Origin of the sequence: uncultured Chryseobacterium sp. (assembly GCF_913776365.1) — a bacterium.
Lineage (GTDB): Bacteria > Bacteroidota > Bacteroidia > Flavobacteriales > Weeksellaceae > Chryseobacterium.
Window position 1 is genome coordinate 1 of sequence record NZ_CAJYMO010000219.1, and the last position, 17,319, is coordinate 17,319.

Annotated in this window: 14 protein-coding genes; 9 read left to right on the forward strand and 5 right to left on the reverse strand. The window is 47.1% G+C overall.

Annotated elements, in window-relative coordinates; genetic code table 11:
• Positions 1-191: 191 nt before the first annotated feature.
• Positions 192-848, reverse strand: a complete 657-nt coding sequence (metI, locus tag QZ735_RS11265; RefSeq protein WP_294248303.1) for a methionine ABC transporter permease MetI — start codon at positions 846-848, stop codon at positions 192-194.
• Positions 841-1,869, reverse strand: a complete 1,029-nt coding sequence (locus tag QZ735_RS11270) for a methionine ABC transporter ATP-binding protein (RefSeq protein ID WP_294248304.1) — start codon at positions 1,867-1,869, stop codon at positions 841-843. Before QZ735_RS11270 ends, metI begins: the two co-directional genes overlap by 8 nt.
• A 556-nt stretch (positions 1,870-2,425) precedes the next feature.
• On the opposite strand from QZ735_RS11270, the gene QZ735_RS11275 reads away from it, so the two are divergent.
• The 5 genes from QZ735_RS11275 (at position 2,426) to QZ735_RS11295 (ending at position 10,387) form a co-directional block, all read left to right on the forward strand.
• A complete protein-coding gene (locus QZ735_RS11275; RefSeq protein ID WP_294248306.1) occupies positions 2,426-2,737 on the forward strand; it encodes a GNAT family N-acetyltransferase in 312 nt (103 codons plus the stop codon).
• Between the two features lie 110 nt (positions 2,738-2,847).
• A complete protein-coding gene (locus tag QZ735_RS11280; RefSeq protein WP_294248308.1) occupies positions 2,848-4,458 on the forward strand; it encodes a Na+/H+ antiporter in 1,611 nt (536 codons plus the stop codon).
• 71 nt (positions 4,459-4,529) lie between these two features.
• A complete protein-coding gene (locus QZ735_RS11285) occupies positions 4,530-5,555 on the forward strand; it encodes a pirin family protein (protein ID WP_367117848.1) in 1,026 nt (341 codons plus the stop codon).
• A 502-nt stretch (positions 5,556-6,057) separates the two neighbouring features.
• Entirely contained in the window at positions 6,058-8,178 is a 2,121-nt protein-coding gene (locus QZ735_RS11290; protein ID WP_294248310.1) for a type IA DNA topoisomerase, read from the forward strand.
• Positions 8,179-8,812: 634 nt separating this feature from the next.
• Positions 8,813-10,387, forward strand: a complete 1,575-nt coding sequence (locus QZ735_RS11295; protein ID WP_294248312.1) for an alpha/beta fold hydrolase — start codon at positions 8,813-8,815, stop codon at positions 10,385-10,387.
• Between the two features lie 100 nt (positions 10,388-10,487).
• Here QZ735_RS11295 and QZ735_RS11300 read toward each other — a convergent pair whose 3' ends face one another.
• Positions 10,488-10,655 carry a hypothetical protein gene (locus tag QZ735_RS11300; protein ID WP_294248314.1) on the reverse strand — a complete coding sequence of 56 codons (168 nt, stop codon included), beginning with the start codon at positions 10,653-10,655 and terminating at the stop codon, positions 10,488-10,490.
• 72 nt (positions 10,656-10,727) lie between these two features.
• Here QZ735_RS11300 and QZ735_RS11305 point away from each other — a divergent pair, with 72 nt between their 5' ends.
• Complete coding sequence (locus QZ735_RS11305; RefSeq protein ID WP_294248315.1) at positions 10,728-11,150, forward strand: PaaI family thioesterase; 423 nt, start codon at positions 10,728-10,730, stop codon at positions 11,148-11,150.
• 23 nt (positions 11,151-11,173) lie between these two features.
• Here QZ735_RS11305 and QZ735_RS11310 read toward each other — a convergent pair whose 3' ends face one another.
• Positions 11,174-12,517: an MFS transporter gene (locus QZ735_RS11310; protein ID WP_294248317.1), complete on the reverse strand. Its 1,344-nt coding sequence runs from the start codon at positions 12,515-12,517 to the stop codon at positions 11,174-11,176.
• 21 nt (positions 12,518-12,538) lie between these two features.
• Positions 12,539-13,972, reverse strand: a complete 1,434-nt coding sequence (locus QZ735_RS11315) for a mannitol dehydrogenase family protein (protein ID WP_294248318.1) — start codon at positions 13,970-13,972, stop codon at positions 12,539-12,541.
• A 164-nt stretch (positions 13,973-14,136) separates the two neighbouring features.
• Here QZ735_RS11315 and QZ735_RS11320 point away from each other — a divergent pair, with 164 nt between their 5' ends.
• The 3 genes from QZ735_RS11320 to QZ735_RS11330 form a co-directional block, all read left to right on the forward strand.
• Positions 14,137-15,153 carry a LacI family DNA-binding transcriptional regulator gene (locus QZ735_RS11320; RefSeq protein WP_294248319.1) on the forward strand — a complete coding sequence of 339 codons (1,017 nt, stop codon included), beginning with the start codon at positions 14,137-14,139 and terminating at the stop codon, positions 15,151-15,153.
• Between the two features lie 128 nt (positions 15,154-15,281).
• Positions 15,282-15,623 (forward strand): phage holin family protein, encoded by a 342-nt coding sequence (locus tag QZ735_RS11325; RefSeq protein ID WP_294248322.1) that lies wholly within the window; start codon positions 15,282-15,284, stop codon positions 15,621-15,623.
• A 326-nt stretch (positions 15,624-15,949) separates the two neighbouring features.
• On the forward strand, positions 15,950-17,319 hold a 1,370-nt coding region (locus QZ735_RS11330), incomplete at its 3' end, for a DPP IV N-terminal domain-containing protein (protein WP_294248324.1).

A 17,319-nucleotide genomic window follows, 5' to 3' on the forward strand; every position in this document is an offset into this window, starting at 1 on the left:
ATCTGTCGTGGAAGAATGGGAAAAGGAAACCGGCGGATCAGCAGAAAGGAGTTTTTAAAATATGTCAATTCTCACAAACCTGTTCCTTCCTGCCGTAGGTTCCGCCTGTCGGTAACTCAATAATAGCAATCCGGCCACCACACTATTTCACATTCACATTATTTAAAATCAAATTTTGTATCAGGCTACGGTTACCGGTGGTCAAAATGTTTTGCCAGCCGGTCCCCGGAAAACTGGATGATAAAGACCAGGGCCACCAGCAAAGCGAGCACCAGATTCATAATCAGGGCATCATATCCGATATAGCCGTACTGGTAACCGATCTGTCCGAGGCCGCCTGCGCCCACTGCACCGCCCATTGCCGAATATCCCACTAAGGTAATCAGCGTAATGGTGGCGTTGTTGATCAGGGAAGGCAGCGCTTCCGGCAGCAGGACTTTCCTGATGATCTGGAACGGAGTGGCACCCAATGCCCGGGCCGTCTCAATCAGTCCGGCCGGAATTTCGAGCAAGCTGTTTTCCACCAGCCTGGCAATAAAAGGCGCTGCACCGATACTCAGCGGAACCAGTGCCGCATTCACCCCGATTGAATTTCCTACAAGATTCCTCGTGAAAGGAATCATCCATACGATCAGGATGATAAATGGGATCGAGCGGAAAATATTCACCAGAACGGATAATATCCTGTTATAGAGGCTGTTTTCCAGCAGCTGTCCTTTACGGGTCAGGAAGAGGAAAATCCCGACCGGCATGCCCAGCACAAATCCGAAGAACCCCGAAACAAAAGTCATATAAACCGTTTCCCACAAGCCCTTAGACAAAAGGGAAATTACTGTATCACTAAGCATATCCTCTTACCGTATTTTGTATTTTATGCTGATTGAAGTAATAGATGGCCTGCTGGTTTTCTTCTTCTTCACCCTGAAGCTGGAGCAGCAGCTTGCCGAAATTGGAATCCCCGTAATATTCAACATCCGCCTTCAAAAGCTTGTAAGGAATTTTATATTTGTCGTAAACAATGGAGAGCAGCTCTTCAACAGAGATCTCTTCGTTTACTTCCACTTCCACCAGCGGGAATAATCCGGCCTGCGGGCTTTTCTGTAATTTTTTGTTCAGTTCCTGGGGTATATTCATAACGCCGGCATTTAAAAATTGTCTGATGATCGGATGTTCCTTATCCGAAATAATTTCACTGAGTGTCCCTTTGGCTACCAGCTTTCCTTTATCGATCACTGCCACATGGTTGCAGACGGAGCGGATGACTTCCATTTCATGGGTAATCAGCAGTATGGTGATGCCCAGTCTCCGGTTGATATCCCGCAGCAGCTGCAGAATGGATTGCGTAGTAGCCGGATCCAGGGCGCTGGTCGCTTCGTCGCAGAGCAGCAGGTAAGGATCGTTGGCCAGTGCCCGGGCAATGGCTACCCTTTGTTTCTGTCCTCCGGAAAGGCTTTTGGGATATTCAGCAGCCTTATCTTCGAGGCCGACAATCTTCAGAAGGTCATTCACTTTCAGCGCGATCTCAGTCTTCGATTGGCTATCAAGTTCCAGCGGAAGGGCAATATTTTCAAAAACGGTCCGGGAAGAAAGCAGGTTGAAATGCTGGAAGATCATCCCGATCTTTTTCCGTTCGCGGGCCAGCTTTTTCGGCGGCAGTGCCGTGAAATCCTCACCGTTGATGATGATTTTTCCGCTGTACGGCCTCTCCAGAAGGTTTACTGTACGGATCAGGGTGCTTTTTCCGGCTCCCGAAAACCCGATGATGCCTACGATATCACCCTGCTCAATACTCAGGCTCACGTCATCCAGTGCTTTGAAGGACTGCTTTTTCCGGTAGAAGGTTTTTGAGATGTTTTGTATGTCGATCATTTTCAGATTCAATTCATTCAGTTAATAAAAAAAGGCTTTACTGCGTGGTAAAGCCTTTAAAATAAATATATAAAAGTAAGGTCAACCACTGAAATCCGGATACCAAGGCATGCAGCATAGCATCATATTCATGATGTAAGACTTCTTCATTGAATGGTACCTGAATGTTGTTTCCATTATCATTTCCTGACTTAAATATGCTGGCAAAGATAAAACATAAATTTTTAATAGTCCACTAAAAAAGTAGACTTTTTATTCTGAATTTTGATTTTAGTATTTAATAGTCTGATAATCAGTGTTTAAATTTTTAATAACGATTATTCTGGCTGAAACTGGTAACAGGTGTGTAAGGCCTGCTGACCTTTTCCTTTGGCTTCCGGGATAGAAGGCTACGACGGGAACTTATCACAATCTGAAGAGTAACACAATGTCAGCAGCTGAAATTACCATAGATCATCATCTGCCGGCGACAGATCCGGTATCTTTGCAATAGAAACAATAACCGGAAACTGAAGGATGCATTGAATTTTAATAATCAACTTTAAACATAATATGTATGAAAACAACAGAAGTCGTATTGGGAAAAGTAAAAGGCGAAGTACAGCTGTTCTCGGATGGAATGAAGGCCGGCAAAATGGACATCTCGGTCATCGGGGAAAAGTTAACCGTCTATCATACGGAAGTCAGTCCGGCGTATGAAGGAAAAGGATTCGCAAAGCTCCTGCTGGAGAAGCTGGTATCGTATGCACGGGAAAACGGACTGAAAATTGTACCGCTGTGTCCGTATGTCCACGGACAGTTCAGGAAACATCCGGAAGAATATGTTGATATCTGGCTGAAACAGGGCGGAGACACGGAGAAACAATAGAGAACAAACTGGCAGATAACAGGCGCACAGATCTTGGAGAAACATCTCCGGAAGTGGTAAATCTTGCTGTTTGTTTTATAACTTTAATAAAAATAAAATGAGATCAACCCATGCATGAACAACTACTTTTAATTCTCGGACTATTGCTGGTCGTTATGATGCTGGTGATGCTGGCCCAGCGGATCCGGATTGCATACCCGATTTTTCTGGTACTGGCCGGTCTGGGCATCAGCTTTATTCCTGGGGTTCCCGTCCTTCAGCTGGACCCCGAAATTATTTTCCTGATTTTCCTGCCGCCGCTGCTGTATGAGGCAGCCTGGTATACATCATGGAATGATTTCTGGAAATGGAAGCGTGCCATCGGGTTGCTGGCTTTCGGACTGGTGTTCCTGACTTCTCTGGTCGTAGCGTATGCTTCACAGGCGATCATCCCGGGATTTACTTTGGCTCTGGGCTTCCTGCTGGGCGGAATCGTGTCCCCACCGGATGCCGTAGCAGCAACCACCGTTCTGAAAGACCTCAAAGTGCCGAAACGTACACTGGCCATTCTGGAAGGGGAAAGCCTCATCAACGATGCTTCTTCACTGATTGTGTTCCGGTTTGCCCTGGCAGCAGTCATAACCGGCGCTTTTTCAATGCATGAAGCGACCGGTCAGTTTTTCCTCGTAGCCGGAATGGGCGTACTCATCGGGATCATCGGAGCCCATATTTTCTATGCCATCCACCGTTTTCTGCCCACAACACCTGCTATCGATGCGGTGCTTACGGTAATGACTCCTTATATCCTGTTTCTTTCTGCAGAACATTTTCATTTCTCAGGCGTAATGGCAGTGGTGAGCGGCGGCCTGTTTATGTCGTTCCGGTCGCATGAAATCTTCAAGACCGGAACCACCAGGGTAAATATGGTCGGGGTCTGGAATACCCTGATTTTTGCCATGAATGCACTGGTATTTATCCTGATCGGTCTGGAGCTGCCGGATATCATCAGCGGCCTTGGGGAAACTTCCTTAGTACAGGGCATCAAGTACGGACTGATGATCAGCCTGATCGTGATCATTGTGCGCTTATTGTGGATTTATCCGGTAGCCCACATTCCGCGGTGGCTGAGCAAAACAGCGAGGCAGGATCCTTCTCCGGGGTGGAAAAACCCGCTGATTATCGGCTGGGCCGGGATGAGGGGAGTGGTATCGCTGGCTACCGCGCTGTCAATCCCGGTGATGATGAATGAACAGTCGGCATTTCCGATGCGGAACCTCATTCTCTTCATTACCTTCGTGGTGATTTTTGTGACGCTGGTATTTCAGGGATTGACATTGCCGCTGATCATCCGGCTGGTGGATATCGGGGAACTGGACCCGATCGCTCCTTCCCACGAACAGCAGGCCGGGATCCAGATCAGGCTCGATAACCTGGCGATAGACCGGCTGAACGAAAAATATGCCTCCAGCCTGGAAGACAATACCTTGCTGGAAAACTATAGAAGTTCACTGGAAACCGATATCCGGCGCCAGGAAAAGCACCTCAGCTCAGTGGAAATGTGTACCAGCCGGCAAAATGACCTGAAAGAATACCATCAGATCCTGCTTGATATTTTTGCCCGTCAGCGGAAAGAACTGGGAAAAATGAAACGCGAAAAGGAATTCAGCGATGAGGAAATCCGGAAAGCGGAATCCCAGCTGGACCTGAATGAACTGAAAATTACGGCTACCAAACACCTGTAATACCCTTACAGAGTTTTATCGTACATCAAAAGCCAACCGCACCATTATATAACTTTATATCCAAAGAACCTATGAAAGCACTGCAATTTTTAGTCATCGGAAAAAATCCGGAAATCCTGGAAACCCTGAAAAGAGTCATTGAAAAAAATGAAGGCTGGCAAGCAAAGCTTTGTGCCGGCGAAAACGAAGGCTGCGAACAGATCAGGACAAGTCAGCCGGATCTGGTGTTCCTGAGCTCCGGACTGGAACAGGCTGCTGAAATCCGGATCAGGGAATGCTGCAGGTCGGTCAGCCCGGAAATCAAAGTGATCGACCATTACGGCGGCGGAAGCGGGCTGGTTAAAAGCGAAGTGGAAAGCTGTTTTGCCGAACCCTTGGCCATAGGAAGCCCGGTCATCCACCGTGCCGGATCCAGAGGGAAAACAGATCTGGGATGGCTGCTCAGCGAGAAAACCTTCAGCTTCGGTGACTATTATGATCCCAGCCATATTCAGTTCGGTGCCCTGCGCGTACTGAACGACGATACGGTAGAAGCCGGCAGGGGTTTCGGTGTACATCCCCACGATAATATGGAAATTGTCAGCATCGCTTTGCAGGGAACTCTGATCCATGAGGATAACCTGGGCAACAGGACTGAAATTAAAAGCGGCGATATCCAGGTAATGAGTGCCGGCACCGGAGTCACCCACAGCGAATTCAGTAAGGATGAAGGGGATACCGTCCGGTTCCTGCAGATCTGGGTCTATCCGCGGACGAGGAATGTGTCCCCGCGATACGGTCAGCTCACCCTGGACAGGACAAAAAGCAAAAACCGGTTCCAGCAGATCCTTTCTCCCGATCCTGATGATGAAGGCGTATGGATCCATCAGGATGCCTGGTTCCACCTGGGAAGCTTTGAAAACAACACCGAAACCAGCTACCGGACCAGAAAAGAAGGGAACGGGATCTATATTTTTGTTATTGAAGGAAGCCTGGAGGTGGAAGGGGAAACGCTGGAAAGAAGGGATGGCTTCGGCATCCGGGAGGTCAGTGAACTGAAAATGAAAATGGTTTCGGAAGGGACGGAGGTGCTTGTGATGGAAGTGCCGGTGATCTGAACTGATGGATTTAAGGTAAGCCGGCATATCCTGACGTTTATCTGAAAAATGCATCATAGTTTCATTATTTATGATTTTCATCGCAATGCATAAAATGGTCTCAAGATGGAAGAAAAACATCTTTTTGCTTTGGACGATCGTAATGACAGCATTCCTTTCTGCACAGGCTATTATATTTAAAGCTTTAATGATTGATTTTGCTCTGCGTAAATTGGTCCCGGCGGCCGGCATGAAATATAGGACATCTGTTATTTTTCCCCGGTAGGACAGCGGCTGAAGTAGAGGCAAAGAAACATCTGAAATGATTTCTGACTGAAAGGATGGGTGGATATTATTGCATGTATACCAACCGTTTCCGGCTGGCAGACAGGCGGCAGGTAAGGTTTTCCCGACCCGGAAATAATGATTGTCCGTTGCCTGTTACGGCAACATCAGATGCTGCGATTAGCAAATTCCAAAAAAAATCCCGAATTTTGCCCTCTTCAAAAATTCCGACATCCACATGAAACTTTGTATTGCCGAAAAACCCAGTGTTGCCCGAGATATCGCCAAAGTCCTGGGCGCAACCATGCCGAAACAGGGCTATATGGAAGGGAATGGATATTGTGTGACCTGGACGTTCGGACATCTCTGCACCCTGAAGGAGCCTCACGATTACGGCCCGCAGTTCAAATCCTGGAACCTGTTCTCCCTGCCGATCATTCCGGGAAGCTTCGGAATCAAGCTGATCCCCAATAAAGGCGTGGAACAGCAGTTTAAAGTAATCGAAAGGCTGGTGGAGGAATGCGATGAGGTCATCAACTGCGGGGATGCCGGCCAGGAAGGAGAGCTGATCCAGCGCTGGGTGCTGCAGAAAGCGAAATGCAACAAACCCGTGAAGCGCCTGTGGATTTCCTCTCTTACCGAAGAAGCGATCAAAGAAGGGTTTGAAAACCTTAGACCTGCCGAAGACTACAAAAACCTTTATCTTGCGGGCAACGCCAGGGCCATCGGCGACTGGCTCCTGGGAATCAATGCCACCCGTCTTTTTACCAAAAAATTCGGAGGCAACAAAGCGGTCCTTTCCATCGGAAGGGTACAGACACCTACGCTCGCCATGCTGGTACAGCGCCAGAAAGAAATCGACGTCTTTGTGACGGAAGAATACTGGGAACTCAAAACCCGGTACCGTGAAGTGCTCTTCACCGCTGCCATCGACCGCCTGAAAACCCGGGAACGTGCCGAAAAAGGACTGGAATACCTCAAGGAGAATATCTTTGAGATCGTCTCTTTTGAAATCAAGGAAGGCCGGGAGAAAAACCCGAGGCTGTTCGACCTTACGGGGCTTCAGGTGGAAGCCAATAAAAAATACGGCTATTCCGCAGAGCATACGCTGAACTATATCCAGAGCCTGTACGAAAAGAAGCACGTGACCTATCCGAGAGTAGATACCACCTACCTTTCCGAGAGCCTGTATCCGAAAATTGAAGGAATCCTGAGAAAGATGACATTTTACCAGGAGCTGATCAGTCCTCTGCTGCAGGCACCGGTCCCGAAATCCAAAGCGGTGTTTGACGATGCAAAAGTAACCGACCACCATGCCATCATTCCTACCGAGGTAACCCCTTCCCAGAGCCTGACCCGCGAAGAAAAACTGATCTACGATCTTGTCGCCAAACGGTTTATTGCGGTTTTCTATCCCGAATGTAAGGTTTCCAATACCCTGGTAGAAGCAAAAGTGGGAATCATTCCGTTCAAAACCAGCGGTAAGCAGATCCTGGAACCGGGCTGGAGGGCTGTGTATGCTAAGGAACCGAAAGAAGAATCTGCCGATAAGGAAAAAGATAAAGAAGAAGAACAGCTGATCCCGGTCTTTACGGTCGGGGAAACCGGTCCGCACGACCCGATGATCCATCAGGGAAAAACGTCGCCGCCGAAAGCTTATACGGAAGCTACCCTGCTGAGGGCCATGGAAACCGCCGGAAAACAGGTGGAAGATGAAGAAATCCGGGAGCATCTGAAAAACAACGGCATCGGAAGGCCGTCCACACGGGCGAACATTATTGAGACGCTTTTCAAAAGAAAATACATCGAAAAAAGAAGAAAAAACCTGGTGGCGACCCAGACCGGAATGCAGCTTATCGATACCATTGAAGACGAACTCCTGAAAAGTGCCGAACTTACGGGGGAATGGGAATCCAAGCTCCGGAAGATCGAGAAAGGGGAATACGAAGCCAACCAGTTCAAGGAAGAGCTGATCCAGATGGTGACGGAACTTACCGATAAGGTCGTGTACGGAAAAGGGAAAGTCATTACCCTGCAGGAAGAGAAGAAAGAAGCTGAAAAGAAGAGACGGGAGCCGGCTGCGAAAAAAGAGCTGGCCTCCTGGGAAGAGACGAAATGTCCGAAATGCGCAGCGCACCCGCTGATGAAAGGAAAAACGGCGGTCGGCTGCTCCGATTTCAAAAACTGCGGCTTCAAAGTGACTTTTGAAATTTTCGGCAAAAAATTATCAGATAAACAGCTCATGGATCTGGTGGTTAAAAAGAAAACCTCAAAGCTGAAAGGCTTCACTACCCATCCGGATGCTCTTACGGAAGGTGTACTGTCTATGGATGACCGTTTCTCCGTTTTGCTTGCTTAAAATTTCCTCTGAATGTAAAGAATTTGTCGATAGCTCAATTTGCTGCGGATGATGCCCATTTAAAGGATAATGGTGCCTTATTTTTACACATAAGCTACCGAAGAGCTTGGGATAGCCTGAAAATATTGCAGAGTACACGAGATTAAAACTCATGGATTTTAACTAAAAACTTTTGCACACTTTTCAGCATCCGGCATTCAACTGCATCAAGCCGCATCAATCTTTTGATCCTTTTAACTCCGTAAACCTTCGGTTCGCGGTGAAAACGGACACAATCAGTTCCTTGTATTGAGTGTTTCCCTGCAGATCGTACAGGTTCCTGCAGTAGTGGAATTGAAAATCTTTGCTTTTGCCTCAGATATTTATGATGTAATAAATGAATCGGCGAACCTCTTTAAGGTTTCTTTCTAATGTGTTCTGAAATATGTGCAAGTTTATCTTTACATCTTATATGACAGATGTACTAATTTTAAATTCCCGTACAGATATTCACAGATAAAAACCGGATTTCATCCTCTTCCGTAATTTCCATTCCTGTTTTTTCAAAACTTTAACGTAAAAGCCGTTTCATTTAACCTTTTATTGAGACAATCCGGCTGGAAATTTTCAGAAGTTTGCGGAAAAATTAACAGCTATGAAAAAACTCAGCGTATTCTTTATTTCTTTCCTGTTTTCTGCAATACAGGCCCAGGTAATTTCCGGAACAATCTTTTCAAAGGAAGAACATCAACCGGTACCGTATGCAAAGATCGGTGTTGAAAGAGACAAAACCGGAACAATAGCCGATCAGAACGGGAAATTTTCACTGGACCTCTCGGGGATTGATGCCGCAAAGAACATCAGGATCGACGTCGCCGGATATGAACCGTTTTCCATGGAGGCAGGACGTTTCATCAGGCAGAACCCGCAGCAGATTATCCTTCAGGAAAAAGTTCAGACGATCAAAGAAGTAAAGCTGATTCCCAAAAAGCTGGTGGATAAAAACTGGGGCGTGAATACCCGGTCCAAAAGCGTAACCTATAATGTAAATCCTGCTTTTAACAAAGAAAGCTTCCTGGGTGAAACCGCTCTGGAGTTCAGTACAAAGAAAAGGGCCAAGATCAGGAACATCAACCTGAATATTGCGCAGTTCAATGCTGATGAGCCGGTGGTTCTGCACTATACCCTTTATAATGATGAGAACGGGCTTCCCGGAAAAAGTATCCTGGATGAGGAGATAACCGTGGAACTGACAGCCGATAAGATTAAGGATGGTGTTTTTTCCCTGGATGTGAATGACCGGAACATCTGGGTGAAAGGGAAGTTCTATATAGGCATCCAGTTCCTGAAGAATTTTAACGGCAATATCAGGATCAGCGCTGCCCTGTTCAGGACCGGATACCTGAGGCATTTCTATGAAAACTGGGAAAAAATGACCATTGCCGCACCGGCAATCAATATTGATGTAAAAGTGGATAAGACTACAGAAAACGAAGGGGAGGAAGACGGCGGTTTCGGTGATAATACAGCTGCCGGAAAATACCTTCACCTGAAAGATGCCGACCTGTATTATGAAGTATACGGGAAAGGAGAACCCCTGTTTCTCCTGCACGGGAACAGCGGAAGCATCGATGCGTTCAACAAACAGATTCCTGAGCTCTCCAGGCATTTTAAATTAATTGCCATGGATTCGCGCGGGCAGGGCAGGAGTACGGATACCTCTCCGGAGCCGCTTACCTACAGGAAGTTTGCGGATGATGTGAAAGCGCTGGCTGATGAGCTGGGACTGAAGAAAATCAACATCCTCGGATGGAGCGACGGCGGAAATACAGGGCTTGAGTTTGCCATAAAATATCCCAACCGGGTACAACACGTCATCACCAGCGGGGCCAATGTTTTCCCGGAAGGTGTAGGAGGTGCAGAAGTGGAAGCCATGAGAAAAGAGGTGGCGGCAAAAAAAGCAGAGCATAAACCTGAAAAGGCAATACGGCTTACCCAGCTGATGATTGATGAGCCCAAAATCACCAAGGAACAGCTGAACGGAATTAAAGCAAAAGTACTGGTGTTAGCCGGGGAAAATGATCTCATCCTGCGTTCCCATACCGAATACATCGCAAAGGAAATCCCCGGATCAACCCTGAAAATCTATACGGGCGCATCACATGGTGTCCCCATAGAAAAGGCGGAAGAACTGAATAAAGACGTAACGGAATTCATCAAAAAACCATGAAGAACTTAATGATGTACGCGTATGAATCCAAATCATCCGGTAAAATATAACAGGGTAAGGATGTTCCTCTGAGGGGCATCATTCTGCTTTCTGATGGATTTTATTTTGAATACCGCCTGCAGATGAAGCGGATTCCACAGGTTGTAGGGTGTCTCTCTGCATCATCATCCTGATCTGAGGAAGATCCTTGCTGGCTCAATCCGGACTGCATCTCTGAATATCCCGGGTTCATGATGAGGATGATGATGATGAGTGAAGTTTCTTTCATCCGGATGCGGTTTTTCAGCCAAAACCTTTCAGGATTTTTTCTATTGCATTACATTTGTAAGAAACCGGAAATATGACACCCGAAAAACGACAGCTGATTACTGACAGTTTCAACCGATCCGAAACCCTGAAATTCTACAGGGCCGAACTGCTGGAAGCCGAAACGGATTTCATCTCCATGAAAATTCCTAAAATGGACCTGATGACCCGCAAAGCCGGGATGTTCAACGGTGCTATGATTGCTTCCCTGGTAGATGTTTCGTCAGGGTATGCAGCGGTAAGCCATTATGAGGAGGACTGCTATGTTGTAACGGTGGAACTGAAGGTCAATTACCTCAGGCCGGCAATCGGTGATGCTTTGGTTTCAAAATCGTATGTGGTGAAAGGCGGCGCCAAAATCAGTGTCATCAGGACTGAAATATACACGGTTGATGAAGAAGCAACATCAGAAAGCCATGTGGCGACCTCGCTGGTAACGATGATGAAAATCCGGTAGACCGCAGCCTGGGTGTTGCCGGGTTATACCCTGTCTTTTTCCCTGATCCTGGATCCGTACAGGGCATACCAAAGCATGAGCAGTTCACACAATACGGTAAGCATCCAGGTCCAGCGCCACGAACCCAGGATATCGGCAATACCTCCCTGAAGCAGGGTGAAGACGGCTCCTCCGAAGACTGCAGAGACAAAGACGCCTGATGCTTTTGAGGTATACCGGTTCAGCCCTGTGATCGAAAGGCTGTAGATGCAGCTCCACATCGATGAATGCAGAAGCCCGATGGCGACCAGGAACCACAGGTTTTGGGTAAGCATGGAAACGATTGCCAGCAGCGTTGCTGAAATGGTGGTAGCCGCCAGCTGGGTCCGGGCTGAAATGTGGCTCAGGAAACTCGATACGGATCTTCCGACCAGGAACCCGCCCCAGTACAGGGTGGAAAGCAGGGCATGGATGCCGAGATCCGTATGGCCGATCATGATCTCAGTTTTCCCGAAGAAGGTAATCGGATGGCCGGATTCCGCCAGTTCAAAAGCATGAAGGTTGATATTGGCTCCAATGGCGACCTCAGTGCCCACGTAGAAGAAAACAGCAACCACCCCGAATGCAAAATGCCTGAATGACCAGATGCTCCTTTCCAGCTTCTCGCCAAGGGCCGCTCTTGTGTTTTTGATATCGGGAAGGCGGAGTTTCCGGGTGACAAAAATGACGGAAAGGATGCAGCCCATCAGGACAGCGATCGGCAGCAGCAACTGCCTGATTTCAATAGCTGAAACAGAGACCCCGCTGAACATTATTACCGTTACGAAGAACGGGGCGGAAGTGGTGCCTACGGAATTAACGGCGGTGAGTATATTCAGTCTCTGTACCGGTTGCGTGCCTTTCAGCTGATAAGAGGCGGCATAAGGATTTACCACCACCTGGATGATCGCTGCTGAAGTTCCCATCAGATAAGATCCGCCCACAAAAACAACAAACCCGAAAGGGATCACGGCATCTGTAACGGTAAAGTTCATGTCCGGATATCGGATCCCGAACCAGGAAGAAAGGAAATACAGGAACAGCCCTGCAATCATAAAGAACAATCCTCTCAGCACTGTGTTTTTATATCCGAAAGCATTGACCCACTTACTTCCCCGTGTCCCGTTGAGAAGATATCCTAAAAAGAAGAAAAAAGAAACCAGTGTGGTAAGGGTGTTTCTCAGGCTCCCGGCATGCAAAAGAAAAGTGAATTTCAAAGGAGCCTGAAGCTGTTCATTAACCGTGGTGAAAAAACCGACGATAAAATAAATAAAGGTGATGGCCGCAAACGGAAAAACAGGGGCATGGGATTGCGGATCCGGGGTATGATGGCCAGGTGGTATGATCATATAGGTAATGTCGGTTCTAGCTTAAACAATGGATTCTAGGGTTTGTGCCATTCCTCTTTCTCTGATCTCATCCGAAAATCGTTTGAACAGAGCGACCAGTTTTTCATCGGCTTTCAGATCAGTACTTCTGAATGCGGTGAGATGCAGGAAATCTACAGGATTTTCACTTGAAATAAGAATGCTGTCCTCCGGAGTCAGCCAGGGTTCAGCAATCTCAAAAGGATGGCCGTGGTCATCTTTTCCGTACTTCAGGTAATGCCTGTATGAGGCAAACAGGAAAGCAGGACGCATAAGATCTTTACCATCCCGCATCATTTTCACAAGGTTGGGCATGATGTAGACCGGGAATTTGGAGATACCGTCAAAGCACAGCCTGCTTACCTGATCGCTTACGCTCTGATTGGAAAATCTTTCAATCAGCGTTTTCTTATACTGCTCCAGATCCGTATGTTCCGGCGCAGGAACGTAAGGCGTGATATCGAGATCCATAAAATCCTTTATCAGCTGCACGATACCGGGATCCCTCATGGCTTCATCCACTCTGCGGTAGCCTTTCAGAAAAGAAGGATAAGCGAGAAGGAGGTGAGAAGCATTCAGGAGGCTCAGCTTCATGTTTTCAAAAGCAGTTACGTCGCGGGTAAATTCCACCCCTGCATTCTCCCAGGCAGGGCGGCCTGCCATAAAATCATCTTCAATCACCCATTGGGTAAAATCTTCGCAGTAAACAGGTGACTGGTCATGGGCCCCGCTTTTCCCGTTAAGGCGAATGACATCTTCCGGTGTGGTAACGGGCGTGATCCGGTCTACCATGCTGTTGGGGAATGTGACATGCGAGTTTACCCATACTGCGAGATCGGGATCCTGTGCCCTGATAAATGTCGAGAATGCATCTCTGGCCGTATTTCCGTTGTGCTGAAGGTTATCGCATGAAAGAATGGTAATGCCTCCGTTTCCCTTTCTTTTACGTTGCCGGAGACCTTCTGCTACAAATCCGAAAACGGTGGCAGGGTTCTGCGGATTTTGCAGGTCATGCTGTATTCCGGGATTTGCAAGATCGAATTCCCGGGTTTCCTTATCGAGGTTATAACCTCCTTCGGTAATCGTCAGAGAAATTATCCTGATTTCTCTTCCGGCAATCTTATCGATAACGGCCTGCGGATTTTCAATACCCCATATCAGTTCGGTGAGTGATCCGATAAGGTAGGTGCGGTCAGTACCGTTTCTGCCGCAGACCGTCAGGGTGTAATCAAGATGCTGGTTTCTGAGGTGGCGCACCGTCATTTCATCGGCAGGCAGCAGGCATACCCCGCAGATTCCCCACTCCCTGTCCATGGACTGCTCCAGCAGCTGATGGGTATAATATTGCTGATGGGCACGGTGAAAATTTCCCACACCGATATGGACAATTCCCGGAATGATATCTTCCTTGTCATAAGAATACGATTGTACAGTCATGTAAAAATGTTTTTAAACAGATTATAATAAGAGGCTAAACTTAAATCAATATTCATATTCACATTTGATTTTTACCTGAAATTTGAAATTGGGAACGTTCCCGGGGAATGGGCACGTTCCCAGGTGAGGATTTTTTTATTACTTTTAGCAAAAAAAGACGCCGGATGAAGCGTATCACCCTCAAAGATCTGTCAGAGTTTCTGTCATTATCCACCTCTACCGTGTCACGGGCACTGCTGAATGATAAAAACATAAGTCCTGCGACCCGGGAAAAAGTATTGGAAGCTGCAGAAAAAATGGGCTACAGACCCAATGCGGCCGCACTTAATCTGAAGTACCGAAAATCCGGAAATATCGGCTTTGTAGTCCCGGAAATGATTACGCCGTTTTCTTCGAAAGTACTGCAGGGCATTCAGGAAATCCTGTATCCTTTGGGATACCAGGTAATCATTACCCAGTCGGATGAGGATCCGGTCCTGGAAAGAAAAAACCTGAATGTGCTGGAACAGTTTAATGTGGACGGAATTATCCTTGACCCCTGTCATGAAACCTATAATGAAGAGGTCTATACCAAAATAATGGAAAGAGGGACGCCGATGGTCTTTTTTGACAGGATCCCGGGCAAGTCGACCCATGCCTCTAAGGTTGTGGTGAATGATTACATCAGCTCCTCGCTGGTAGTGGAACATCTCATCAGTACGGGCAGGAAAAGGATAGCCCACATCAGGGGGCCGGAGACCATACGGAATGCAGGCGAAAGAGCCGGCGGTTATGAACGGATTCTGAAAAAATACCGTCTCTCTGACCGGGATCTGACTGTACAGACCACCGGAATGTCATTTGCAGACGGTAAAAATGCGGTAAAAATGCTGCTGGAAAAACGGATTCCGTTCGACGGTATCTTTGCATTCTCCGATACCCTGGCCATCGGTGCCATGAATCATCTCCTGTCGCTGGGCATAAAAATACCTGACGAAGTTTCCATAGCGAGTTTTTCAGGGACTGAGCTTGCTACCATCGTGCATCCGCAGCTTACCACGGTAGAACAGCCCTTGATAAAAATGGGAAATACGGCTGCGGAACTGATTCTGGAAAAGATTAATGATGCTTCCTCCGCAATACGTACGGTTGTGCTGGACAGCCGGTTAATCTACAGGGACTCGACTGTGACAGGGCATTGATCCGTCAGCAGCACTGCTTTATATCAATGAAGACTACTATGGAAGAACCTTGCCGCTTCACCATTTCTCGGCCACACAATGGAATAAATTTTGCAGCTGAAATTCCTGAACAATAAAAAATTCCTGTTTTGAACCTGATTATCCGCCTGCTGGTAACCGCCATTGTCGCTTATCTGCTCACCATGATCCTGCCCGGTGTCCATTTTGCCGGATTTGCGGGAGCCTTGATTTTTTCCATTGTACTGGGCCTCCTGAACCTGATTGTAAAACCGGTCCTCAATATTCTGGGGCTGCCTCTTACGATTATCACACTGGGGCTTTTCACCCTGGTTATTAATGCAGTCATTATCCTGATTGCTGATTATTTTATAGACAGCATGCAGGTGGATGGCTTCTGGTGGGCCTTCATTTTCAGTATTCTGCTCTCCATCGTAACTTCCCTTGCCAATTCTATGATGGGGGATGACTGATACGGCATACCATATCTTAAAATACAAACCGTCAGCTGATCTGGCGGTTTTATCGTTTAATAAGCTTTAGATAATAGCGATGTTTTTAATAATACTTAACAATCGTTATCAATAAAGTTTAACTTATAAAAAGGAAGGGAAACAGATAAAATAAAATGACTGGTTTCTGAGCGTTGTTTACACAGGAAACCGAAAAGGATGATTTTACATCCTGATTCAATTTGAATTATAAACACATTTACCTACCTTTGGCTTCTCTGAATTAATCGGGGAAGGTCCGCTGTGTTCAGCGGGTTCCGTTGCCCCCTAAAATGAACATCAACTCTATGAAACTGAAGTACAGTCTGCTGGCTCTGGCAGCACCGCTTGTAATGAATGCACAACAACTCATGACGCCTGAAATCCTCTGGACTTTAAAAAAAGTCGGGGTACAGGCCGTTTCCCCGGACCAGTCTTCTCTTATCTACAAAATCGGGCAGACCGACCTGAAAACCGAAAAGACAAAAAACGAAAATTATTTCCTGAACGTAATCAGCCGGCAGTCCGTTAAGATGGACCTGGGTAAGAAAAGCCTGATCCAGTGGGATAAGAACGGGATCTACGCTCAGGAAGGAGACCGTATTTTCCTCAGTAAAGACGGTGCCAAAACCTGGACGGAATTTTACACTATCGGCGAAGCAGACAATATCGTAATTTCGCCCGACGGAAAAAAAATAGCGTTCAGCAAACAGGTGCTGGTGGAAAAGGTCATGGGAAAAGACAAATATGCCGATACTCCCAAAACCACTGCGCAGGTATACACGGATCTGAACCACCGCCACTGGGATTATTTCAATGAAGGAAAATACAATCACATCTTTATTGCAGACGTTTCCGGTAAAGCGGATACGGCTACGGATCTGCTGGAGGGGAAAATGTGGGATTCGCCGCAGCGTCCTTTCGGGGGAGCGGAAGATTTTATATGGAGCCCGGATTCCTCACAGCTCCTGTATGTTACCAAGCCTAAAAGCGGAAAAGAATATTCCACCAGCACCAATACGGATATTTTTGCCTATGACCTCGCTTCGGGAACCACGAAAAACCTGACGGAAGCGAACAAAGGCTACGATGTTAATCCGAAATTCAGCCCGGACGGAAAATCGCTGATCTGGCAAAGCATGGCCCGTGACGGATATGAGGCGGATAAAAATGACATCAAGATCATGGACTGGAAGTCCGGGAAAATCAGCAACCTGACTGCCGGTTGGGACGATAGTGTTTCAGGAGACGTGTTCTGGAGCGGAGATTCAAAAACCATTTATTTCACGGCCGCTTTCAGAGGAACCAAACAGCTTTTTTCATTAGATCCTAAAAAGGCGAAGGTTCAGCAGATTACAAAAGGTAATTTTGATGTGAACGAAATTTTTGCCGATCAGGAAAATTCGCTTTTGGTCGGAAGAACAGACATTAACCATGCAACAGACCTTTTTTCGGTAAACGTTAAAAACGGGGAAATGAAGCAGGTGACAGAGGCGAATAAAGACAGGTATGCCCAAATGGCTCAGGGGAAATCAGAGCTGAAGATGGTAAAGACTACAGACGGTAAGGAAATGGGTGTCTGGTTCCATTATCCGCCGAATTTCGATCCTGATAAAAAATACCCGACCCTGGTGTATTGCCAGGGAGGTCCGCAGTCGGCACTGACGCAGTTTTTCAG